This window comes from Brevibacterium sp. 1718 (assembly GCF_051131255.1).
In the GTDB taxonomy this organism is placed as follows: domain Bacteria; phylum Actinomycetota; class Actinomycetes; order Actinomycetales; family Brevibacteriaceae; genus Brevibacterium; species Brevibacterium sediminis.
The window spans coordinates 2,309,828-2,333,319 of the sequence record NZ_CP186550.1 but is presented as its reverse complement, the minus strand read 5'-3'; the positions used below and the strand labels follow the sequence as shown (position 1 = coordinate 2,333,319).

Genomic DNA, 23,492 nt, shown 5'->3' with positions numbered 1-23,492 from the left:
AGCAGTCTCCGTCCGCATCCCCGAGCCGAACTCGCCGGCGACGATCAGACGAAGAACTGGATCCACAGGCCGAGGGCAAGGGCGTTGATCCCCGCCACCGCGAGTGCTCGGCCCTGCACCCAGGAGATGTCCTTCGCCGAGACGGCCACCGATGAATCGGCGATCTGCACAGCCATCGCCACCCGTGGGGGAGCGGCGAGAGCGGCCAGCGATCCTGCCGCGTTTCCGGCCGCGACGACCGGCAGGGCCGAAACATGCGATGATGCGGCGGCCGCGGTCAGAGTGCCGGTGAACATCGAGTTCGCTCCAGTGTTCGACCCGGTGAGCACCGCTCCGATGGAATTCAGCCAGGGAGTCAGCAGAATGAGCCCGGCCGGCAGCAGGGAACCGATCGCCTCGCTCATCCCCGTCGTCGTCATGATCCAACCCATGAGCATGAATGCGGCGGTGCCGACGCCGATGGGAACCCAGGAACGCACGGCCGCAACCGTGACATCGCGTCTGCCGGCGACGGTGATGGCAGCGATGAGACAGGCGGCGGCCAGCCAGAACGGGGGAGAGGCGATGATCTGCGTGAAGGTCGACGGCAGCGCGGCATGAAGAGCTCGCGCCAACAGCAGGCCCACCGTGAGCACCCCGTAGGGAAGAACGGCCACGCCGAGGCGGCGCGTCAGCCCCGTGGCTCTCTTGCGGATCATGAACAGCGCACCGACGAGGAGGATGACGATCAGCGATCCGATGATTCCCGACGGGGCCATGCCGATGACGGAGCTGGAGGCGAGGATCCCCGCCCACAGGAGTGCGCCGGCGCCGATGATCCCCAGCGCCGAGGCGGCGGACGGGCGCATGATCGCGACCACCGCGATCGCGACGATGATGACCGGTATCGCATTGATCCATGCCGTGGCCAGACCGAGTTCGTTGACGTCCAGGCCCGCCAGCGCCGCTGCGACGGTGGTGCCCGGTCCCAGGGCGCCCCACGGGACGGCGATGAGGCCGAGGAGGCCGAGGATCGCGGACTGCCGCAGGGTGCAGCCGAGATGACGGAGGATCGGCACCCCGACGGTGACGCCGATGCCGAAGCCGGTGACCGATTCTGCGAAGGGCACGATGCCGAACACGACGAGCGCGACCCCGAGCGGGCGCCCCGGTGACAGCGACTCGACCCAGGACGAGATCTGCGACATCGACCCCGCGGACTCGAGCAGCCGGGCGAGCAGCATGCCGAAGAGCAGGATGAGCGCGACCTCGAGGATGAGCGGAAAGTAGTCGATCCCCGATTCCACCAACACCGAGGCGGGGGTGGGGAAGACGACGGCGACGAGACCGGCCGCGAGCACGGCGCCGGCGAGAGCGGCGACCCAGGAGCTCTGTTTGAGCAGGAGCAGGACGATGGCAATGAGGATCGGTGTGAGAGCCAGCACTGCCGCCATAGGGTGAAGTTTCCTTTGTGAGATGTGATTCTATGATCCAAGAATAGAATATGATGCTCCAATGGCGAAAGAAGAGGATCTCGGCGCACGTGTCTTCGGCGCCCGCATCAGAGCCCGGCGCAAGTACAACAACCTCACCCTCAACGAGCTCGCGGTGAGGGCGGGACTGTCCCGCGCCGCTCTGTCGAAGATCGAACGCGGCGAGCAGGACACATCGGTATCGAACGCCATGGGTCTCTCCCGCGCCCTCGGCGTCGACGTCGGCGAGCTGCTGGCCGCCCCGGAAGTCACGATCACCCGCAGTGAGGCGATCCCCACGACCTCGACCTTCGGCAAGGGGGTCTGGCGGCGGGATCTGCCATCGGCGATCGAGAACATGGATGTCGTGCACTACCGCCTCGACCCGCGCAGCGAGACCTCGGCCTTCGCCGCCCACCGCAGCGGATCGCGTGAGAGCTTCTTCGTCCTCAAGGGCAGCATCGAGGTCGTCACCATCGACCGCCGCACGACCCTGCACGCCGGTGACTGCGCCCAGGCTCCCGGTGACGTTCCGCACCAATTGGCCAACCCTCACGACGAGCCCGCCGAACTCATGCTCATCATCATCTGAACCTGCCTGACCCCTTATTGCTACCTGACGGCGGCCCAGCAACCTCGCGCGAGGTTGCTCAGCCGCCGTCAGGTAGCAATAAGGGGTGGTCTTGACCGGGCGAGCTGCCTCGGCGATCATTGTTATGTTCCATTTCCGTTCAAGGACGTCTCTGCTGTGAAGTGAATCCTCATACCGTGACTTGCGGGTGCCACGGGCCCGCAGCGCTTCTGCGTACACGAAATGAGGACCCTCATGCCTGCAGCAATCACTGTGTCCGAACTGGACTACCGCCTCGGCGACGATACCGAGATCTTCTCCCGACTCACCGCCACCATCCCGGCCGGCCTCGTCGGACTCGTCGGCGACAACGGAATCGGCAAATCCACCTTCGCCCGCATCCTCGCCGGTCGGCTGAGTGCCTCGTCAGGAACCGTCACAGGTGCCGATGGCGCCGTCTACATCGACCAGCTGCTGCCGCATTCGACGCAGCGGGTCGATGCCGCGCTGGACATCGCCCCCGTCCGACAAGCGCTGGGCCGCGCCCTGGCCGGAGAGGCGACGGGGGCCGACTTCGACCTCATCGGCGACGATTGGGATATCGAAGAGCGAGCCCTGGCGGCGCTGTCCGAACTCGGTCTGCAGCTGAGTGTCAGCGATCTCGATCGGAGTCTGAGCAGCTTCTCCGGTGGACAGGCCACACGCATCGGACTGGCCCGAGCGGCACTGGTCGGTGACACCTGGCTGATCCTCGACGAGCCGAGCAACAACCTCGACGAGGACGGACGGACTCTGCTGACGACGCTGCTCACCGACCGACGCGGACCGACCCTGGTCATCTCCCACGACCGCACGCTGCTGTCGCATATGACCTCGATCATCGAGATGACCGACCGGCTGCGGGTCTACGGAGGGAACTTCGACGACTACGAAGCCATGGTCGCCGCGGAGGAGGAGGCGAAGCAGCAGAAGGTCACGGATGCGAAGAAGTCCCACCAGGTCGAGAAGCGCCAACGGATCGAACTGGAGACGAAACTCGCTCGAGCCGACCGGAAGGCCAAGAAGGACAAAGAGAACAAACGTCGACCAAAGATCGTGATGAACGGGCTGACGAACTTCGCCGAGAAGTCCGCGGCCAAACGCCGCGGCGACAAAGCCGCCGACGAAGCGGCTGCCTGGGACGAGCTCACCAACGCCAAGGATGCGCTGCGCCGGTCCTCGAGCGTCCGCCTCGACCTGCCGGACACCCAGGTCCACGCGAGCAAACGGGTCCTCGAGATCTCCACGACCGCCTCGGCGAGGTCCGAACGTCCGCAGACGATCGTCGGTCCCGAGCGGATCCGGCTGACCGGACCGAACGGGGCGGGAAAGTCGACCCTGCTGGCAGCGATCCTGGCGGCTGCCAACGGCCAGGACGGACCGGGCGGGGACACGGGCGACACTGTCGAGGGACACGCGGGAGCCGAAACCGGTCCGCCGGTCGCTGAACTCTTCGGCGACCTCGCCATCACCGTCTCCGCACCGACGGCTCACCTCGACCAGCAGTACCGACTGCCGGGGGAGCTCACGGTGATGGAGGCAGTGCGCGCGGGCAACCCGCAGCTCGACCCGCACCGCGTCCACGAGGTGCTCGCGGCCATGGGACTGCGCGCCGGACGCACCGACCAGATCTGTCAGACCCTGTCCGGTGGGGAGCGCTTCCGTGTCGCCCTGGCCTCAGGCCTCCTCCAGGACCCGGCTCCGCAGCTGCTCATCCTCGACGAACCGGGCAACAATCTCGACCTGTCATCCCTCGAGGCGCTGGTGACCGCGCTCGAAGGATTCGGCGGGGCCATGGTGATCGTCACCCACGACGACCGGCTCGCCGCCGAACTCTCCGTCGACACCGAATGGGACGTGCGGGAATTTCTGCGCACCGAAGCCGTTGATTGAGTTGAGACGAATAGGACGAGCCGAGGCGGCGAAGCAGGCAGGAGAGGCAGACGAGAATGTGCGATTTTGACTTGACTGGGATAATGGTTGCGTGAGTGTCATCAGCCCTGCCCCAGAAGCCGCATCCCCGAAGCCCGAAACTGCCCTGCGCATCGGGCCCATCGAGCTGTCCTCGCCCGTCGTGCTCGCGCCCATGGCCGGAATCACGAACACCGCCTTCCGCCGTCTGTGCCGCGAATACGGCGCCGGCCTGTACGTGACCGAAATGGTCACCACCCGGGCCCTGGTCGAGCGCAATCCGAAGACGATGCGCATCATCCACCACGAGCCCTATGAGACCCCACGCTCCGTCCAGCTCTACGGAGTCGATCCGGTGACCATGGGTCAGGCCGTGCGGATGCTCGTCGAAGAGGACCGCGCCGATCACATCGACCTCAACTTCGGCTGCCCCGTCCCCAAGGTCACCCGCAAGGGCGGCGGCTCCGCGCTGCCGTGGAAGCAGGACCTGTTCAAATCCATCGTCACCACGGCCGTCACCGAGGCGGCCCGCCGGGACGTGCCCGTGACCGTGAAGATGCGCAAAGGCATCGATGCCGACCACACGACCTTCCTCGACGCCGCCGAGACCGCGCGCAACGCCGGCGTCGCCGCCGTCGCACTGCACGGCCGCACCGCGGCCGATCTCTACTCGGGGACCGCGGACTGGGACGCGATCGCCCGGCTCAAGGACCACCTCGGCGACACCGTTCCGGTGCTCGGCAACGGTGATATCTTCGCCGCCGAGGATGCCCTGGACATGATGGCCAAGACCGGCTGCGACGGCGTCGTCATCGGGCGTGGCTGTCAAGGCCGGCCGTGGCTGTTCGGCGACCTCGCGAACGCGCTGAACGGCAGCGACGAACGCCACCGTCCCGGACTCGCCGAGGTGGCTCGTGCCGTGTACAAACACGGCGAATACCTCGTCGATCACTTCGAGGACGAATTCCTCGGCGTCCGTGACCTGCGCAAACACATCGCCTGGTACTTCAAGGGCTACCCCGTCGGGGGAGAGCTGCGCAGCCAGCTGGCCATGGTCTCCTCTCTCGAAGAACTCGCCGGACTGCTCGACCAGCTCGACAAGACCGCGCCCTACCCGGGAGAAGCCGCCGAAGGGTCCCGCGGCCGCACCACCAGGCCGAAGAAGCCGCACCTGCCCGAGGGGTGGTTGGACTCCCGCATCTTCGATCCCAGCGGGAAGTCGCTGCTGTCGGAGGCCGAACTCGACATCTCAGGAGGATGAGAATGCCCTTCGACACTCACCCGCACACCTCGGTGGGGACGGGGACCGTGGCGGTCTACTCGCCGTGGGACGAGGAGCGGTGGGTGAGCGAACCGGCGAAGAATCCGCGGCGCTCGGCTTTCCAGCGCGACCGTGCCCGCGTCCTCCACTCCTCGGGTCTGCGACGCCTCGGCGCGAAGACCCAGGTCGTGTCCCCGGGTACGGACGATTTCGTCCGCACCCGTCTCACTCACTCCCTCGAGGTCGCCCAGGTCGGCCGCGAACTCGCCCGCTACCTCGGCTGCGATCCCGATATCGTCGACACCGCATGTCTGTCCCACGACCTCGGACACCCTCCTTTCGGCCACCATGGTGAGACGATCCTCGATGCCCTGTGCGCAGACATCGGCGGCTTCGAGGGCAATGCCCAGACCCTGCGTCTGGTCACCCGGATCGAACCGAAGGTCATCGCCGATGACGGCCGCCCGGCCGGCCTCAACCTCTCCCGCGCGAGCCTCGATGCACTGACGAAGTACCCATGGCCGCGAGCCGAAGCCACGGCCGGTCGCCGCGACTCCGGGGTGCGCAAATTCGGTGTCTACGATGACGACCGGGCTGTCTTCGACTTCTACCGCGACGGCATCGACAACGGCCAGAAATGCATCGAAGCCCAGGTCATGGACTTGGCCGACGACATCTCCTATTCCGTCCACGATGTCGAGGACGCCATCGTCGCAGGCCATCTGGACCTTGCCGACTTCGCCGCCGATGAGCGGCGGGCCGAGCTCTTCGACATCACCCGTCAGTGGTACCTGCCGGAGACCACCGATGCGGAGATGGACAAGGCACTCGGCCGACTGCAGGCCGCCGCCTACTGGCCCAAGGAGGCCTTCGACGGATCCCGACGTGCTCAGGCCGGCCTCAAACACATGACCAGTCAGCTCATCGGGCGCTTCGTCGGTGCCGCGGAATCCGCGACCCGTGAGGAATTCGGCTGGGAGCCCCTCGCCCGATACTCGGCCTCACTCGTCGTCCCCGAGGCGACCACCGTGGAGATCGCCGTGCTCAAAGGCATGGCCACGCTGACGGTGATGGTCGCCGAGGATCGACTGCGACTGCATGACATCCAGGCGGCGGTCATCAACGAACTCGCCGAATGGTACTCGCAGTCACCGGACAAGCTCGATCCGATGTTCCGGGCAGACCACGCCGAGGCCGCCGACGACTCCGCACGACTGCGCGTCATCGTCGACCAGATCGCCTCCCTGACCGACCATTCCGCCTGGGCCCTGTACCACCACCTCAACGCCGGAGCGGAGGATCGGCTCTAGACCATGGCCGGACTCATCAAACGCGAGGACATCGACGAACTGCGCAGCCGCACCCGCATCGACGAGGTGATCGGGGAATTCGTCACCCTCAAGACCGCGGGCATCGGATCCCTCAAAGGACTGTGCCCGTTCCACGACGAGAAGACTCCGTCGTTCACGGTGCGTCCGCAGGTCGGGATGTACCACTGCTTCGGCTGCGGTGAGTCCGGAGACGTGTTCACCTTCCTGCAGAAGGTCGAACAGCTCAGCTTCGTCGAAGCCGTCGAGACGCTGGCCGGCAAGGCCGGAATGCACCTGCGCTACGAGGACGGGAAGGGCCCGGACCGGGAACAGGCCAGCCGCAGGCAGCGGCTGCTGGAGATGCACGAGGTCGCGGGGCGCTTCTTCGCCCAGGCCCTCGAGTCCGAGGCCGGGCAGATCGGCCGGGAGTTCCTGTCCGGCCGCGGTTTTCCCGCCGAGTCGAGCCGGGAATTCGGCATCGGGTTCGCCCCGAAATCCTGGGATGCCCTGACGAGCCATCTGCGCAAGGCCGGCTTCACCGATGAGGAGATCCTCGCCGGCGGCCTGGCCAGCGAGGGCGGTCGGGGAATCTACGACCGATTCCGTGGTCGGGTGATCTGGCCGATCAAGGACATGACCGCCCGGACCATCGGCTTCGGCGCCCGCCGACTCTATGACGATGACAAGGGACCGAAGTACCTCAACACTCCCGAGACCGCTCTCTATCACAAGAATCAGGTTCTCTACGGACTCGACCTGGCGAAGAAGTCCATCGCGAAGACCAAACGCGTCGTCGTCGTCGAGGGCTACACCGACGTCATGGCCGCCCACCTCGCCGGAGTCGACCAGGCCGTGGCCACCTGCGGCACGGCCTTCGGCGCCGAACACGTGAAGATCATCCGCCGCCTCCTCGGCGACGACTCGACCGGACAGGTGATCTTCACCTTCGACGGCGACGCCGCCGGTCAGAAGGCTGCGCTCAAAGCCTTCGAATTCGAGAACCTGTTCACCGCCCAAACCTTCGTCGCCGTCGAACCCGATGGCCTCGATCCCTGTGACCTGCGCATGCAGAAGGGCGACGCGGCCCTGCGCGAACTCATCGACGGTTGCAAGCCGCTCTTCGAGTTCGTCATCACCACCGCGATCTCCCGCTTCGACCTCGACACCGTCGAAGGACGGATCTCCGCGGTCCGCGCCGCCGCCGAGGTGCTCACCGACATCCGCGACCGCAACAGCCTCTCCCACTACTACCGGTTCGTCGCCGGTCGCATCGGCGTCGATATCGACGAGGTGGAGGCCGCGGTCCGCACCGCCGCCCGCCAACCGAAGCAGAACCGCCAGCCCGCCGAGGCGCCCGCCCGCCAGTCGTCCTACCGCGACGGCCCACCGCCGGCACCGAGCGCACCCGCACCCTCGTCGCCGGCCACATCCGGACCCGGGCACGGGTCAGGTTCGGGACAGGGGACCGGTCCCGGAACCGAGCCGGGAATCGCCCCGTCCGGAGGCGCACGCGGGCCCGGTCCCGCCTCGGCGGGGGAGGTCTCCGATGAACGCAGCATCGAATACGTCTACGACGAACGCCCCGACGTCTCGAACCTCTCGGCCCCGATCAGCCCCGCCCGGCTGAAGACGGAGAAGGGGGCTCTCATGGTCGCCCTCCAACATCCGGAGGTGGTCAATGCGAAGCTCTTCGACTCGCTGTCCGCGAAGGCCTTCGAGCACCCCGGCTACCGGCGGATCCAGGACGCCATCAAACAGGCCGGGGGACTGGGTGCAGCCGGCACGGCTCAGTCGAAATGGGCCGAACGCGTGCTCGACGCCGCAGCTGAGGACCTCAAGCCCTATGTGGCCCAGCTGCTCGTGACCCCGCTGCCTGTCATCGAGGGAGACGGGATCGATCGGTTCGCCCGCGGGATCGTCGCTCGCCTCTTCGACTACGACCTCGAACGCATCGCCAAGGAACTCCACTCCCGCCTGCAGCGCCAGGACACCGCCGACGGAGCAGGTCAGGCAGCACTGCTCGGTCAGCTGCAGACCCTCGAGCAGCACCGGGCACGGCTGAAGATGCTCATGTGAAAGACTGCGCACAGTGAAATAGTGCACAATTGCAGATTTGCAGTTGGTGAAAGTTTGCATGTGGTGCAAAATGTACCTATGCCCGCTGAAGAATCCCTGCGCTCGAAAAAGGCGCGCCTGACTCGCAACGCCCTCCATGAAGCGGCGATCACTCGCGTGCTCGAAGACGGCTTGGCCTGCGCCACCGTGGCGACGATCGCCGCCGACGCAGGAGTGTCCACACGCACCTTCTTCAACTACTTCGAGACGAAGGAGGACGCGATCGTCGGCCTCGGAGCCGAGGTCGGCGTCGATGAGAGCCTCGCCTTCGACTATGTCCACAGCCCCGCCGGGCTCGACACGCTGGCCGAGGACACGGCGCGCTTCGTCCGCGAAGCGCTGCTCGTCGGCTCCGTCGATCCGAAACTTCCGGCGCGGCGACGCCGCCTCTTCGCGCTGTATCCGGAACTCGTGAGCAAGAGCTTCGACCGGGCAGAAGAACTCGAAGAGATCGTCACCGGTCACGTGCTCGACCGACTGCGACACCTCGGCCAGGAGTTCTCCTCAGAGGACTCCGCCTGGCGCAGCGCGCGCATGCTCACCCAACTCTGCCGGGTCCCGCTCAACCATGCGGGACAGGTGATCAAGGCCGATCCTGAGGCGGTCGAGGACAAAGGCGGCACCCAAGCGATCTTCGAAGACTCCCTGAACCTGTTCCGCAAGGTCCTGGACCGACTGCCATGACGAAAGCTGTGATGAGAAGCAACCACGAACCCGATGAGAAGACGATGACGGCAACCACCTCGAAGAACTCCGCCCCCGCGGGACCCGACGCACAGACAGAGCCGATGGCCACCTCGGCGATCATTCTGCTCTTCGTGGGTCTGATGATCGCGATGTTCATGTTCTCGCTCAACCAGACGGTGCTGGCGACCGCGCTGCCGACCATCGTCGGCGAGCTCGACGGCGTCGACCAGATGCTGTGGGTCTCCACCGCATTCATGCTCGCTTCGACGATCATGATGCCCGTCTACGGCAAGGTCGGCGACCTGTTCGGACGTAAGCCGCTGTTCATGTTCGCCATCTGCTGCTTCCTGCTCGGCTCGGTCTTCGCCCTCATCGCGAATGAGATGTCGACGCTGATCTTCGGTCGAGTGCTCCAGGGCATCGGCGGCGGCGGAATGATGATCCTCTCACAGTCGATCATCGCCTCCGTCGTCCCCGCCCGCGAACGCGGCAAATACATGGGCATCATGGGCTCCGCCTTCGCCGTGTCGTCCGTGGCCGGACCGCTGATCGGCGGCTGGCTGACCGAAGGACCCGGCTGGCGCTGGGCCTTCGCCATCAACTTCCCGTTGGGCATCATCGCCCTCATCGCCGCCGCCGTGTTCCTCAAAGTGCCCAAGCACACCAAGGGTGCCGGCCCTCGCCCGAAGATCGATGTCATCGGCATGGCGCTCATCTCGATCGTCACCTCCTGCATCGTGCTCACCTCCGCCTGGGGCGGACACGACTACGAATGGGGCTCCTGGCAGATCAACGGACTCATCGTCACCGGAATCATCGCCGCAGTCGCCTTCGTCTTCGTCGAGCTCAAGGTCAGCGAACCGGTCATCCCGATGCACCTGTTCACCAACCGCGACTTCCTGCTGTGCACCATCGCCGGCCTCTTCGTCGGCATCGGCATGTTCGGTGTGCTCTCCTATATGCCGACCTACCTGCAGATGGTCCACGGAATCGACGCCACCGTCGCCGGGCTGATGATGGTGCCGATGATGGGCACCATGCTCGTGTCCTCGACTCTCGTCGGGTTCATCGTCTCCCGCACCGGCAAGTACAAGAAGTACCCGCTGACCGGAATCCTCATCATGGCCGCCTCGCTCGTCCTGCTCTCCCAGCTGAAGGCCGAGAGCTCGGCTTGGGAGACCATCGGCTGCCTGGCGCTGCTCGGACTCGGTCTGGGCCTGAGCATGCAGACACTCGTCCTCGTCGTCCAGAACGCCTTCCCGGTGTCCATGGTCGGCACCGCGACCGCGTCGAACAACTACTTCCGCCAGGTCGGCGCCACACTCGGAATGGCCTTCATCGGATCCGTGTTCACCCAGCGGCTCATGGACAACATCAAGTCCGGAATCACGGAGATCGCGAAGGCGGCCCCACACGGCCAGATGCCCAAGATCTCCTCGACGGGGCTGACCCCGGAGATCGTGTCGAAGCTGCCGGAGCCGATGCACTCACTCATCATCACCTCCTACAACGACGCTCTCGTGCCCCTGTTCCTGTGGGTGGCTCCGCTGGCCGTCCTTGGTTTCGTCTTCCTCTGCTTCCTGCCGAACACTCCGCTGGCGCAGACCCTGAAGAACGAACCGGCGAAGCGCGAGAGCCTCGATGTCGAAGCCGAGCATGCGGGTGCCGTGACCGCGCCGGTTTCCACCCCGGCAGAGACTTCATCGGTTAGTGTGGCAGAAAGCCCACTGTCCAAGGAGCCGAGGAATGACGGTACTGACCATACTCAACTCACCCGTGACCGAGATCCCCGCACTGATCACTGATCTGGGGGAGCGGGACGGGATCGAACTGCGCATCGCCGAGGCGTCGACCCTGGCCCAGGCGCTGCCCGGCACCGATGTGCTGCTGATGTGGGATTTCTTCTCCACCGCACTCAAGGACGCCTATGGCAGCGCCGACAGACTCGAGTGGGTCCATGCCGCGGCAGCGGGCGTGGACTCGCTCCTCTTCGACGAGTTGGTCGATTCGCCGGTGACCGTGACCAACGCCCGGGGAATCTTCGACCGCCCGATCGCCGAATTCGTCCTCAGCTACATCCTCATGCACGCGAAGAGCTCGATCGGCTCGCTCGACGACCAAGCGGAGGGCAGGTGGAACCGCCGGTCGACCCGCGATATCGCCGGAACCAAGGCACTCATCGTCGGCACCGGAGCCATCGGTCGAGGCATCGCACGCCTGCTGAAGGCCGTAGACATCGACGTCACCGGAGCCGGATCGCGCGCCCGCAGCGGCGACGCCGACTTCGGTGAGGTCATCGACTCCGCCACTCTGCCCGAGCACGTGGCCGGATTCGACTGGGTCATCGACATCGCGCCGCTGACGGAGAAGACCGAGAGGCTCATCGGCGCCGAGGCGTTCGCCGCCATGGACGACACCGCCGTGTTCATCAATGTCGGACGCGGAGACACAGTCGACACCGACGCACTCGTGACCGCGCTGCGCGAGGGACAGATCGGCGGGGCCGGACTCGACGTCTTCGACGAAGAGCCGCTGCCCGCCGACCATCCTCTGTGGTCGCTGGACAATGTCATCATCACCCCGCATATGAGCGGTGATACCGACGGGTGGAGAATGCGACTGGCGGAGCAGTTCCACGTCCTGTTCGAACAGTATCTGGCCGGTGAGCAGTTCCCGCGCACCGTGGACAAGCAGCTCGGGTACGTGCGGTGAGCCAGGCCGACGACCCCGCGGCGGAGCGGGTGTTCCTGGCCAGGGTGATCGCCGAACTCATCGCCGTGCGCCGTGCCCGTCTGCTCAGCATGCTGGTGCTCGCCCTGGCCATGCTCGTCGCCGGACTCGGGGCCGCCCTCCAAGCCCAAGGAGATCACATCGATGCGGTGCTGCTGTTCTCGGCATTCAGCCTCATCATGATCGGCATCGTCTGCGCGCTGGGCGCGATCATCGCCTGGACGCGGATCAACCGGGACGTGCTCGACTCGATCGCTGCGTCGCGACCGGCTCGTGCCAAGGCGCCGCGGACGCGGAATGCGGGACTCGCCGTGGCGGTCGGCTTCGCCATCGTCGGGATCCTGTTCGGCATGATGCTGTGGGCTGAGACTCCGATCCTGGCCGGCGCCGTCGTCATCGCCTGCCTGCTGCTGGCCTGCCTGGGTCCCATCTGGGCGAATGAGCTGTCGAATGCCGACGACCGACTCGCCGTCATCCTCGACAGCGACGATGATCTGGCGGAGCGATTCGCCACCTTCACCCCGATCTGGCTGCATGAGGCCATGGAGTCCGACGCCGCGAAGTGAGCAGAACACCTCGTTGCCGGCAGAACCTCTCGTTCCTGCGGGCGCTTTTGTCATTCCCGAGAGGTTTCGGCGGGAGGTGTAGGGCGTGGCAGTACCGGTGAGAGATGGTGCGGCCCGAAGTACAGAGCTTGCGGCCAAGGGTGCGGGATGGAGACGGAGGTGAATGACGAAGGCGCCCGGAGTCGTGAGACTCCGGGCGCCTGTCCCAGCCGGTCACCGAGCGCTCATCCGAGCGTTTCGATGGGCCGCCTCGGCGATATCAGGGAAATGCCGGGACGTCGACGTCGGCCATCTTGGCCACGCAGCGTACGACCTGGCAGGAGTAGCCGAATTCGTTGTCGTACCAGACGTAGACGACGACGCGGTCCTCATCGACGATCGTGGCCAGACCGTCGACGACACCGGCCCGCTTGGAGCCGACGAGGTCGGTGGACACGAGCTCGGGAGAGGTGACGTAGTCGACCTGGTTGCGAAGCGGCGAATGCATCGACACTTCGCGGAGGAAGGTGTTGAGCTCGTCGACGGTGGTGGCGTTGTCCAGGTTGAGGTTGAGGATCGCCATGGACACGTTCGGGGTGGGTACGCGGATCGCATTGCCCGAGAGCTTCCCGGCCAGCTCCGGAAGAGCCTTGGCGACAGCCTTGGCGGCACCGGTCTCGGTGAGGACCATGTTGAGGCCGGCCGCACGTCCCCGGCGGGAGCCCTTGTGGAAGTTGTCGATGAGGTTCTGGTCGTTCGTGAACGAGTGGACCGTCTCGACGTGGCCGTTGCGGACGCCGAACTTGTCGTTGATGGCCTTGAGCACCGGGGTGATCGCGTTCGTCGTGCACGAAGCTGCCGAGACGATGGTGTCCGTGTCGAGGATCGCGTCGTCGTTGACTCCGAAGACGATGTTCTTCACATCGCCCTTGCCGGGAGCTGTGAGCAGGACCTTCGACGCACCGGGGCAGGCGAGGTGCTTGGACAGGCCCTCTTCGTCGCGCCACTTTCCGGTGTTGTCGACGATGATGGCGTCGTCGATTCCGTAGGCGGTGTAGTCGACCTCCGACGGGTCATTCGAGTAGATGACCTGGATGAGGGTGCCGTTGGCCTGGATGGTGCTGTTCTCCTCGTCGACGACGATGCTGCCGTCGAAGGCTCCGTGCACCGAATCGCGGCGCAGCAAGGAGGCGCGCTTGACGATGTCGTTCTCCCCATTGCGGCGCACGACGATCGCACGCAGACGCATACCGGTTCCGCCGGCGCGATCGATGAGGATGCGGGCGAGCAGACGACCGATGCGACCGAAGCCGTAGAGGACGACGTCGCGGACCTCGCCCTTGCCGGACTGCGACTGGACGACCTCGGCGAGCTCGGCGGCGAGGAAGGCGTCGACGTCCGCGTTCGGATCATCGAGCTTCTCGATGAGACGGCCCAGATCGATGCGAGCCGGAGCCAGGTTGAGCCCGGACAGCGCCTTGACGATGCGGTGGGTGATCTGGATGTCGAGCTCTTCGCCGAGGAAGTGGCGAGCATAGCGGTGCGCCTTGATCATGCCGGTCACCGACTTGTTCAGCAGCGACCGCCCGAACAGGGTCAGCAGCACGTCGTTCTCACGGTACAGGCGTCCGACTAGCGGAATGAGTTCTTCGGCGGCGGTCTGCTTCTTCGCCCAATCGTCCAGGCGAGCAGTCGTAGCGTCAGTCAAAGGTCGTGTCCCCTCGGTCAGTTATAACGGATGCGCCAACAGTCTACCGTCTCGCCTATTCGCGATCGGACCGGCGTTCCTCGAACCGTTTGAAGCCCAGCAGGGTCAGCGCCACGATTCCCGCACCGGTGATGAGCGCGCCGAGGCTCTGCGCCTGCACCTTCGGTTCGACGAACCGGTATTCCGGCTCCTCTTCGCGCGGCCGCGGTGGTTTCGCCGTGCCGATCCACGCGGCGATGAACAGGATGATGCGGGCGAAGACGTTGAGCGTGAGCATGATCGCGATGATCGACCCGAACACACCGGCGGCCTTGTTCCCGGAGAAGAGATTGACGAGCACCGTGGAGAAGTTGATGAGGATGAGGAACGCGGTCGCGCCGATGAGCGAACCGCGGTTCTTCGCCTGCTTGTCGACCGGCTTCTCCGGCAGCATCGTGAACAGGAACCAGAAGATCAGCCAGGCGGCGCCGAAGGTGAGGATGACCGGAACGATGAACAGCAGACTGCCGGCGAATCCGCCGAGCCCGAGGAAGTCGGCGATCATCGAGCGAAGACCGGTGCCGACGACGGTGAGCGCCACGGCCAGGAGGAGGCCGATGATGAGGCCGATGAGAGTGATCACGTTGTTGATGACCTTGCTGACGAAGGACTTCTCCGGCACGGCATCGTCGAAGTCGTCGTGCAGTTGGGCTCGCACCGCGGCACCGAGGTTGCCGATGAATCCCTGACCTGTGTAGAGGCCGGTGAGAATACCGATGATTCCCACTCCCTGCCAGTCGAGGAGGAAGCTCTCGAGCTGCTCGGTCAGCGAGGAGTTGCCGGCGGTGAAGGTCTCGATCTGCTTCGTGACCTCGGGAAGGAGCTCGGGGCGGGCGACGTCGAGGACGAATCCGATGCTCGCGAGGCTGACCATGGCGATGGGCATGACCGCGAGAACGAGGAAGTAGGTGATCGCGGCACCGAACTGATTGCCCAGACGCTGTCCGAAACGCTGGACTGCGCGCATGAGGTGGGCGGGTCCGGGTCGGTTGACGGCATTGTGGCCGACCTCAGCGACGGTGTTGCGCGAGGCCAGTACTTTGGCAGGTGCCACGTGTGTGCTCCTTCGATGCGTATCCGCAAGGTGCGTTCGTATTCCGGTCTGAGGTGTTCGTTTCCACACTAGCCGCTGTGAGCGTACTGTGAGCGGCAGGCCGCGCCCTTATCTAGACTTTTGACCATGCCGATCACTGATTCGTTCGCTCCGACTGCCGATTTCGCACCCGTTGCCACCGACAGCCTTGCCGGCCTGCCTGCCGGCGGAGTTCCTGCCGATGTCCTCGCCGCCGGCGGCAGCGCTGCTGACAATCTCAGCGGGTTCTCGGCCTGGACCGTGACGATCATGGAGACCTTGGGGCCGGTCGGTGTCGGGTTCATGGTCTTCCTCGACAACATCTTCCCGCCCATCCCCAGTGAGCTCGTCCTGCCTCTGGCCGGATTCACCTCCAGTCAAGGCCAGATGAACATTGTGGCCGCGATCGTCTTCGCCACGATCGGTTCGGTCGTCGGCGCGGTTCTGCTGTGGGCGCTGGGCAAGTGGATCGGCATCGAACGCATCGCCCGGATCGCGGTGAAGATGCCGTTGGTCGACGTCGACGACGTGCATAAGACCGTTGACTGGTTCGACAAGCACGGGGACAAGGCCGTGTTCTTCGGTCGGATGATCCCGATCTTCCGGTCGCTCATCTCCATCCCCGCCGGAATGCGGGACATGCGCCTGACCAAGTTCCTGCTGCTGACCACGGCCGGCAGCGCGATCTGGAACACGATCCTCATCGTCGCAGGCTTCACCCTCGGTGAGAACTGGTCGGTCGTCGAGACCTACGCCGGCTACTTCCAGAACGTCGTCATCGTCGCCGTCGTCGTCTTCGTCATCGTGTGGATCGTGTTCAAGATCCGCAAACAGCGACGGAAGAAGGCCGCCGGGCTCGACACGACCGAAGACGATCATATCGAGCCCGGAGAATTCGAGGTCTGAGGTGATTCCTCGGCTCAGCTCACCCAGGCCGCTGCCGTATGCGCTGGTGCGACCTCTTCGCCGGGCTTGACGGGTCCGGGAGCGGTTCCCTCGCCGAAGGGGGATCCGCCGAACTTCCGGTCGCGACCGTGATCGCTGAGCCAACCGGAGAGGTCGGGGCCCTTGGGCACGATCTGCGTCGGGTTCACATCCTGGTGGACGATGTAGTAGTGCTGTTTGATCTGCTCGAAGTCCACCGTGTCGCCGAAGCCCGGCGTCTGGTACAGGTCGCGGGCGTAGCCCCACAGGTTCTCGAACGCCGTGAGCGGCTGCCGGTTGCACTTGAAGTGACCGAAATAGACGGGATCGAAGCGCACGAGCGTCGTGAACAGTCGCACATCCGCCTCGGTGATGGTCTCACCCATGAGGAACCGTGACCGGCTGAGCCGATCCTCGACGATATCGAGCGCGTTGAATAGGCGGTCGAAGGCCGCCTCGTAGGCGTCCTGGGAGCCGGCGAAACCGCAGCGGTAGACCCCGTTGTTGATCTCCGTGTAGATATGGCGCATCACCTTCTCCATCTCCTCCCGCGATTCCTCGGGCCAGAGATTCGGGGCACACTCTCGGTGGTATTCGGTCCACTGGGTGGAGAAGTCCTCCGTGATCTGCGGGAAGTCGTTGGTGACGACGACGCCGGTGGGCACGTCGACGACGGCCGGCACGGTGATTCCGCGCGGATAGTCCGGGTAACGGGCGAAGAACGCCTGCTGCAGGCGTTCGATGCCGAGCACCGGATCCACCCCGCCCGGGTCGAGGTCGAAGGTCCACGACCGCGCATCGTGGGTGGGGCCGGGCATGCCGAGGGAGATGACGTCCTCGAGCCCGAGGAGGCGACGGACGATGATCGTCCGGTTCGCCCACGGGCAGGCACGGGCGGCGACGAGGCGGTAGCGGCCCGGTTCGACGGGCCACTGAGCGTTGGGATCGTTGAGGATGCGATCGTCGATGTAGTTCGTATCCCGGTTGAATTCCGCCCCTTCGGTCACGTAGCTGGGTGTGTGATCGGTGGTCTCGGACATGACGCTGCCTCCAATGAGATCGATGAGTTCGACTTCTGTCCTCAGCTTACGACGCTGAGGCAAGCCCACGCCGAGGCGGGACGACGTCACCATTGCCATGCCCTCCCGATTGGGAGGAGTCCGCCCACCGCCACCGAGGCGGGACGACGGCGGCCCGGGACGGACCGTTCGAGTCCGTGCCCGGGCCGTACCCCGCAGGCTGAGTTCAGCGACTATGTCCCAGGCGGCAGCGGCTGTGCGTCAGCCGGCGTAGAGCGCGTCGATCTCGGCGGCGAAGTCCTTATTGATGAGGTGACGCTTGACCGACTGCTTGGCAGAGAGGTAGCCGTTCTCCTCGCTGAGCTCGATCGGCAGGATTGTGAACTTCTTGACTCCTTCGGCCCGCGAGACGGTCCTGTTCATCTGTTCGACGGCCTTGGCCACTTCGGCCTGGACCGCATCGTCCTCGGCGGCTTCGCGCAGACTCATCTGCGGCAGATCGTGGTTCTTCAGCCAGCCCGGCAGCATCTCCGAATCGAGGAAGATCAGCGCCGAGACGAATTTGCGGTTCTCGCCGACGAGCACCGGCTGGCCGATGATCGGGTGGCGACGCAGCACGTCCTCGAGCGGAGCCGGGGCGACGTTCTTGCCGCTGGAGGTCACGATGATCTCCTTCTTGCGGCCGTTGATCGTGAGGTAGCCGTCGTCATCGAGCGAGCCGAGGTCACCGGTGCCGAACCAACCGTCGTGGAACTCCTTGGCCGTGGCCTCGGGGTTGTTCCAGTACTCGCGGAAGACCGGCACGCCCTTGGCCAGGATCTCACCGTCGGGAGCGATCGCCACCGAGACGCCCGGCAGCGGCACGCCGACGGTTCCGATCTTCGACTTCTCCGGAATATTGACGGTGATCGGTGCCGTGGTCTCAGTGAGTCCGTAGCCTTCGAGGACGATGATGCCCAGTCCGCGGAAGAAGTGGCCGAGATGAGAGCCGAGCGCACCGCCGCCGGAGACCGCATGAGTGACGTTGTCGCCCATGACCGCGCGCAGCTTCGAATAGACCAGCTTGTCGAACAGGGCGTGCTGGAGCTTCAGCCCGGTGGGCACCTTGCCGGTGTCGAGTGCCTTCGAATAGGCGACGGCGACCTGCTCGGCACGGCGGAAGATCTTCTCCTTGCCGCCTGCCTGAGCGGTCGCCAGCGCGGAATTGAAGACCTTCTCGAAGACCCGGGGCACACCGAGGATGAACGACGGACGGAAGCTGCCCATGGCATCGGTGAGCTTCGTCAGGTCCGACTGGTGCGCCAGCAGAGCACCGTTGCTGATGGCCAGGACCTCGATGAACCGGGCGAAGACGTGGGCCTGCGGCAGGAACAGCAGGCAGCGCATCTTCGTGTCGAGAACGCTGGGGATCTGGTGGCGCGCGGCCTGGGCGGTCTGCACGAAGTTCGCGTGGGTGAGCACACAGCCCTTGGGCTTTCCGGTGGTGCCGGAGGTGTAGATGATCGTCGCCACGGAATCGGAGCCGACCTGCGAACGGGCGGCTTCGAGCTCCTCATCGGTGACGGCCTTGCCGGCTTCGGTGAGATCGGCGAAAGCGCCTTCGTTCCAGACCCGCAGGGCTGGCTCTTCCCGTCCGGCAGCCTTGGCCGCCGCCCGCACCCGATCGGCATGGTCGCCAGTGGCGACGAGCCCACGAGTGACATCGGCGTCGGTGAGCATCCAACTGAGCTGGCTCTCCGAAGAGGTGTCGTAGAACGGCACGGAGATTCCGCCGGCGTACCAGATGGCATAGTCGCTGAGCGTCCACTCGTAGGAGGTGGGGCCGAAGATCGCGATCCGGTCACCGACTCCCACGCCCAAGGCGATGAGCCCCTTCGCGGCCGCCTTGACCTCTGCGAGGAATTCGGCCGCGGTCAGTTCGTTCCAACCGTCCCCGTCGGGCTTGGCGACCAGAGGGCGGCTGGGGTTCTCAGCGACTGTGCTGAGGAAGATATCGGTGGTCGACGAGGCGGTATCGACCTCGAAACCGACGACGGGTGTTGACGACTGCGGCATGGTCGTTGAGCTCATGAGTCTCCTTCGAGGACGTAAGTTACTGCTCGGTTATCTTACAGTTCGGCCGGGTCTCAGTGAAATCGATCACGTTTGCCGAGATAACCGGCGTCCGCTGACCTGTGAGCAGTCTAACCAAGTCGAATCAGGGGGCGTTCAGAGTACGATGGTCAGAACCCGCTCACGTCTGTTCTGCGAAGGAAGGTAATGACGACGAACCCTGAGGAGACCGGTTTCCGCTATGATGCGGCGCTGGCCGAAAAGATCGAGAAGTCTTGGCAGCGCACTTGGGAGGAATCGGGCACGTTCCACACCCCGAACCCCACCGGAGACCTCGGCGAGCTCGACTCCCAGGATGCTTCGTCGCCCTACGGTCCGCCGGCCGACCTCAGCGAGCGCGAGTCCCTGTACATCATGGACATGTTCCCGTACCCCTCCGGTGTGGGACTGCACGTCGGCCACCCGCTGGGCTACCTCGGCACCGACGTCTACGGCCGCTACCAGCGGATGCGCGGACACAACGTCATGCATGCCCTGTCCTACGACGCCTTCGGACTGCCCGCCGATCTCTACGCGGTGCAGACCGGTCAGCACCCGCGCATCACCACCGATGCCAATATCGCGAACATGACCGAGCAGCTGCGTCGCCTGGGGCTGGCCCACGATGTGCGCCGTCGCTTCGCCACGACCGACGACGAATTCGTCAAATGGACGCAGTGGATCTTCCTGCAGATCTTCAATTCCTGGTACGACACCGAGGCGACCACCCCCGATGGTGAGGCCAAAGGCGCGGCTCGACCGATCGACACGCTCATCGAGCAGTTCGCCTCCGGTGCCCGCCCTACACCCGACGGTCGCACCTGGTCGGAGCTGAGCTCGGCGGAGCGCGAGTACGTTCTGCAGGGCTACCGCCTCGCCTACGTCTCCGAATCCCCGGTCAACTGGTGCCCAGGGCTGGGCACCGTGCTGGCCAATGAAGAGGTCACCGCCGAGGGTCTGTCCGAGCGTGGAAACTACCCGGTATTCACCCGCCGTCTGCGCCAGTGGAACATGCGCATCACGGCGTACGCCGACCGCCTCATCGACGACCTCGACGTGCTGGACTGGCCGCATGCGATCCACGCCATGCAGGTCAATTGGATCGGCCGGTCGAAGGGCGCCCTGCTGCGCCTGCCCATCGCCGGTGACGATGCGTCCGACATCGAGGTCTACACCACCCGCCCGGACACCCTGTTCGGCGCCACGTACCTCGTCCTCAGCCCTGAACACCCGCAGGTCGCCGACCTGACCGCTGAGGTCTGGGATGAGTCCACCCCCGAGTCCTGGCGCGGGGGAGAGGCAACCCCCGCCGAGGCGATCGCCGCCTACCAGCGCGCCGCTGCGGCCAAGACCGACGCTGACCGGCAGCAGAGCCGGGAGAAGACCGGCATCTTCACCGGCTCCTATGCGCTCAACCCGGCCACCGGGGCCGAGGTTCCGATCTTCATCGCCGACTATGTGCTCATGGGATACGGCACCGGAGCGATCATGGCCGTGCCGGCCGAAGACGCCCGTGACTGGGACTTCGCAAAGGCGTTCGGACTGCCCTATATCCGCACTGTGCAGCCTCCGGCCGACCACGACGAGGACGCGCCGTTCACCGGCACCGGCGTGATGATCAACTCGGCCAACGCCGAGATCGACATCAACGGCCTCGAGATCGACGCGGCGAAGGCCCGGGTCACCGAATGGCTGGCCGGAAAAGGACTGGCCACCGAGTCCACCCAGTACCGTCTGCGCGACTGGCTGTTCTCGCGCCAGCGCTACTGGGGCGAACCGTTCCCGATCGTCTACGACGAGAACGGCACCCCGATTGCTCTGCCCGACGAGATGCTGCCCGTCCAGCTGCCCGAAGTCGACGATTTCGCACCGCGGACCTACGCGCCCGACGATGCCGACAGCCGTCCCGAACCGGCGCTGAGCAGGAACCAGGAATGGACGAGCATCGAACTCGACCTCGGCGACGGTCCGAAGACCTACCAGCGTGAGACGAACACGATGCCCAACTGGGCCGGATCCTCGTGGTACCAGCTGCGCTACGCGGACCCACACAACGACGAACGCCTCGTCGACCCCGCCAACGAGAAGTACTGGCTGGGACCGCGGGCCTCGAAACCGCGCGGCGGCGCCGACCTCTACGTCGGCGGACAGGAGCACGCTGTGCTCCACCTGCTCTATGCCCGCTTCTGGCACAAGATCCTCTTCGACCTCGGGCACATCTCCTCGTCCGAGCCGTTCCACCGTCTGGTCAACCAGGGATACATCCAGGCCTATGCCTACACCGATTCCCGCGGCGTCTACGTCCCCGCCGCCGAGGTGGAGGAGAGAACCGAATCGAACGGTGAGCTGACGTTCTGGTTGGGCGGCGAACAGGTCAATCGGGAGTACGGAAAGATCGGCAAATCGCTGAAGAACTCCGTCATGCCCGACGAGATGTACGACGCCTTCGGTGCCGACACCTTCCGCGTCTATGAGATGTCGATGGGCCCGCTGGAACAGGACCGTCCCTGGGACACCCGCGCCGTCGTCGGCGCACAGCGGTTCCTGCAGCGCGTGTGGCGACTCTTCGTCGACGAGACCACCGGCGAGTCCGTGGTCGCAGACGGTGAGGCCGACGCCGAATCGCTCAAGGTCCTCCACCAGGTCATCGACGGTGTGCGCGAGGACATGGACCATCTGCGGTTCAACACCGCGATCTCCAAGCTCATCGTGCTCACCAACCATGCCACCAAACAGGGCGGTGCGACCCGGGACGTCCTCGAACCGCTGACGATCATGCTCGCACCCTTCGCACCGCACCTGGCCGAAGAGCTGTGGTCACGTCTCGGACACGAGTCGACGGTCACCTATGCGGCCTTCCCCGAGGCGGACCCGAACCACCTCGTCGCCGAGACCGTGACCTGTGTGGTCCAGGTCAAGGGCAAGGTGCGCGCACGGCTCGAGGTGGCCCCGGACATCACCGCAGAAGAACTCGAGAAGCTGGCTCTCGAATCGCCGAACGCCGTCAAGGCCCTCGGCGGCGCCGGAGTGCGCAAGGTGATCGTGCGAGCCCCCAAGCTCGTCAACATCGTCCCCGACGCCTGAGACCCGGCCGATACTTCGCCGTAACACGGCATCTGGGAGACTGCATGAGTGCGGGCGCCGAACGGCGGCGCTTCGCCCCCGACTACGACTGGTGTGAGCATGACGAACGACAGAGTCCAAGACGAGATTCGGCACGCCCTCGGCGTGCGACCGCAGATCGATCCGGCGACGGAGATCGCCCGGCGTGTCGAGTTCCTCGTCGACTATGTGCTCACCACCGGAGTCAGAGGTCTCGTGCTCGGCATCAGCGGCGGGCAGGACTCCACACTGGCCGGCAGGCTCTGCCAGCTGGCGGTGGAGGACCTGCGCCGCCGTGGGGCCGATGCCGAATTCTGGGCCGTGCGCCTGCCTCACCATGTGCAGACCGATGAGGCCGATGCCCAGGACGCTCTGTCGTTCATCGCCGCCGATCACGAACTCGCGATCAACATCGGCGCCGCCACGGATGCGGCCGCCGAGGAGTACGAGAAGGCCACCGGAGAGCCGATAACCGATTTCGGCAAGGGCAACGTCAAGGCCCGGATGCGGATGATCGCGCAGTTCGAGCTGGCAGGGGAGAAGAAAGCGCTCGTCGTCGGCACGGACCACGCCGCCGAGGCGGTCACCGGGTTCTTCACGAAGTTCGGTGACGGCGCAGCCGACGTCATCCCCCTGGCAGGTCTGAACAAACGGCAGGGACGGGAACTGCTGCGCCACCTCGGCGCTCCCGAACATCTCATCGTCAAGGTCCCCACCGCGGATCTGCTCGATGACGAACCCGGGCAGACGGACGAATCGTCGCTGGGTCTGAGCTATGACCAGATCGATGACTTCCTCGAGGGGAAGGAGATCGAGCCCGCGGCCGCCTCGGCGCTCATCGAGAAGTACCGCCGCTCAGAGCACAAACGCCGCACCCCCGTGGCTCCGTTGGATTCGTGGTGGATCCGGCACTGAGC

17 protein-coding genes are annotated in these 23,492 nt (G+C 65.3%); 12 read left to right on the top strand and 5 right to left on the bottom strand.

Translation table 11 applies throughout. From position 1 onward, the window contains the following. Nucleotides 1-44: 44 nt before the first annotated feature. Nucleotides 45-1,433 (bottom strand): L-lactate permease, encoded by a 1,389-nt coding sequence (locus tag ACOZ9V_RS10515; RefSeq protein ID WP_434589778.1) that lies wholly within the window; start codon nucleotides 1,431-1,433, stop codon nucleotides 45-47. Nucleotides 1,434-1,494: 61 nt separating this feature from the next. On the opposite strand from ACOZ9V_RS10515, the gene ACOZ9V_RS10510 reads away from it, so the two are divergent. The 9 genes from ACOZ9V_RS10510 (at nucleotide 1,495) to ACOZ9V_RS10470 (ending at nucleotide 12,641) form a co-directional block, all read left to right on the top strand. Continuing rightward, nucleotides 1,495-2,043: a helix-turn-helix domain-containing protein gene (locus tag ACOZ9V_RS10510; RefSeq protein ID WP_172169819.1), complete on the top strand. Its 549-nt coding sequence runs from the start codon at nucleotides 1,495-1,497 to the stop codon at nucleotides 2,041-2,043. Between the two features lie 234 nt (nucleotides 2,044-2,277). After that, nucleotides 2,278-3,954, top strand: a complete 1,677-nt coding sequence (locus tag ACOZ9V_RS10505; RefSeq protein WP_434589775.1) for an ATP-binding cassette domain-containing protein — start codon at nucleotides 2,278-2,280, stop codon at nucleotides 3,952-3,954. 91 nt (nucleotides 3,955-4,045) lie between these two features. Further along, nucleotides 4,046-5,233 (top strand): tRNA dihydrouridine synthase DusB, encoded by a 1,188-nt coding sequence (gene dusB / locus ACOZ9V_RS10500; RefSeq protein WP_181270581.1) that lies wholly within the window; start codon nucleotides 4,046-4,048, stop codon nucleotides 5,231-5,233. Between the two features lie 2 nt (nucleotides 5,234-5,235). Beyond that, the gene (locus tag ACOZ9V_RS10495; protein ID WP_181270580.1) at nucleotides 5,236-6,543 is read left to right on the top strand and encodes a deoxyguanosinetriphosphate triphosphohydrolase; all 1,308 of its coding nucleotides are present in this window, start codon (nucleotides 5,236-5,238) and stop codon (nucleotides 6,541-6,543) included. 3 nt (nucleotides 6,544-6,546) lie between these two features. After that, nucleotides 6,547-8,619, top strand: coding sequence for a DNA primase (dnaG, locus tag ACOZ9V_RS10490; RefSeq protein WP_181270579.1), 2,073 nt, complete (start codon nucleotides 6,547-6,549; stop codon nucleotides 8,617-8,619). 78 nt (nucleotides 8,620-8,697) lie between these two features. Then, complete coding sequence (locus ACOZ9V_RS10485) at nucleotides 8,698-9,342, top strand: TetR/AcrR family transcriptional regulator (protein ID WP_139467391.1); 645 nt, start codon at nucleotides 8,698-8,700, stop codon at nucleotides 9,340-9,342. An 11-nt stretch (nucleotides 9,343-9,353) separates the two neighbouring features. After that, nucleotides 9,354-11,150 (top strand): MDR family MFS transporter, encoded by a 1,797-nt coding sequence (locus ACOZ9V_RS10480; protein WP_181270578.1) that lies wholly within the window; start codon nucleotides 9,354-9,356, stop codon nucleotides 11,148-11,150. Beyond that, nucleotides 11,092-12,057: a D-2-hydroxyacid dehydrogenase gene (locus ACOZ9V_RS10475; RefSeq protein ID WP_434589768.1), complete on the top strand. Its 966-nt coding sequence runs from the start codon at nucleotides 11,092-11,094 to the stop codon at nucleotides 12,055-12,057. Before ACOZ9V_RS10480 ends, ACOZ9V_RS10475 begins: the two co-directional genes overlap by 59 nt. Then, nucleotides 12,054-12,641, top strand: coding sequence for a hypothetical protein (locus tag ACOZ9V_RS10470; RefSeq protein ID WP_181270576.1), 588 nt, complete (start codon nucleotides 12,054-12,056; stop codon nucleotides 12,639-12,641). The genes ACOZ9V_RS10475 and ACOZ9V_RS10470 overlap by 4 nt, the downstream gene beginning before the upstream one ends. Before the next feature lie 259 nt (nucleotides 12,642-12,900). Here ACOZ9V_RS10470 and ACOZ9V_RS10465 read toward each other — a convergent pair whose 3' ends face one another. Beyond that, nucleotides 12,901-14,328: a glyceraldehyde-3-phosphate dehydrogenase gene (locus tag ACOZ9V_RS10465; protein ID WP_139467387.1), complete on the bottom strand. Its 1,428-nt coding sequence runs from the start codon at nucleotides 14,326-14,328 to the stop codon at nucleotides 12,901-12,903. 55 nt (nucleotides 14,329-14,383) lie between these two features. Further along, entirely contained in the window at nucleotides 14,384-15,421 is a 1,038-nt protein-coding gene (locus tag ACOZ9V_RS10460; RefSeq protein WP_139467386.1) for a YhjD/YihY/BrkB family envelope integrity protein, read from the bottom strand. A 288-nt stretch (nucleotides 15,422-15,709) separates the two neighbouring features. On the opposite strand from ACOZ9V_RS10460, the gene ACOZ9V_RS10455 reads away from it, so the two are divergent. After that, the gene (locus tag ACOZ9V_RS10455) at nucleotides 15,710-16,345 is read left to right on the top strand and encodes a DedA family protein (protein WP_434595387.1); all 636 of its coding nucleotides are present in this window, start codon (nucleotides 15,710-15,712) and stop codon (nucleotides 16,343-16,345) included. Nucleotides 16,346-16,359: 14 nt separating this feature from the next. On the opposite strand, the gene ACOZ9V_RS10450 is transcribed toward ACOZ9V_RS10455, so the two are convergent. Further along, nucleotides 16,360-17,403, bottom strand: coding sequence for a glutathione S-transferase family protein (locus tag ACOZ9V_RS10450; protein ID WP_434589763.1), 1,044 nt, complete (start codon nucleotides 17,401-17,403; stop codon nucleotides 16,360-16,362). Nucleotides 17,404-17,643: 240 nt separating this feature from the next. Continuing rightward, on the bottom strand, nucleotides 17,644-19,452 hold the full coding sequence (locus ACOZ9V_RS10445; protein WP_139467384.1) for an AMP-dependent synthetase/ligase: 1,809 nt from the start codon (nucleotides 19,450-19,452) through the stop codon (nucleotides 17,644-17,646). Nucleotides 19,453-19,641: 189 nt separating this feature from the next. Between ACOZ9V_RS10445 and leuS the strand changes: the two genes are divergently transcribed. Both leuS and nadE read left to right on the top strand, forming a co-directional pair. Then, complete coding sequence (gene leuS, locus ACOZ9V_RS10440) at nucleotides 19,642-22,557, top strand: leucine--tRNA ligase (RefSeq protein WP_139467383.1); 2,916 nt, start codon at nucleotides 19,642-19,644, stop codon at nucleotides 22,555-22,557. A gap of 99 nt (nucleotides 22,558-22,656) precedes the next feature. After that, nucleotides 22,657-23,490 carry an ammonia-dependent NAD(+) synthetase gene (nadE, locus tag ACOZ9V_RS10435; protein ID WP_139467382.1) on the top strand — a complete coding sequence of 278 codons (834 nt, stop codon included), beginning with the start codon at nucleotides 22,657-22,659 and terminating at the stop codon, nucleotides 23,488-23,490. Nucleotides 23,491-23,492 lie beyond the last annotated feature (2 nt).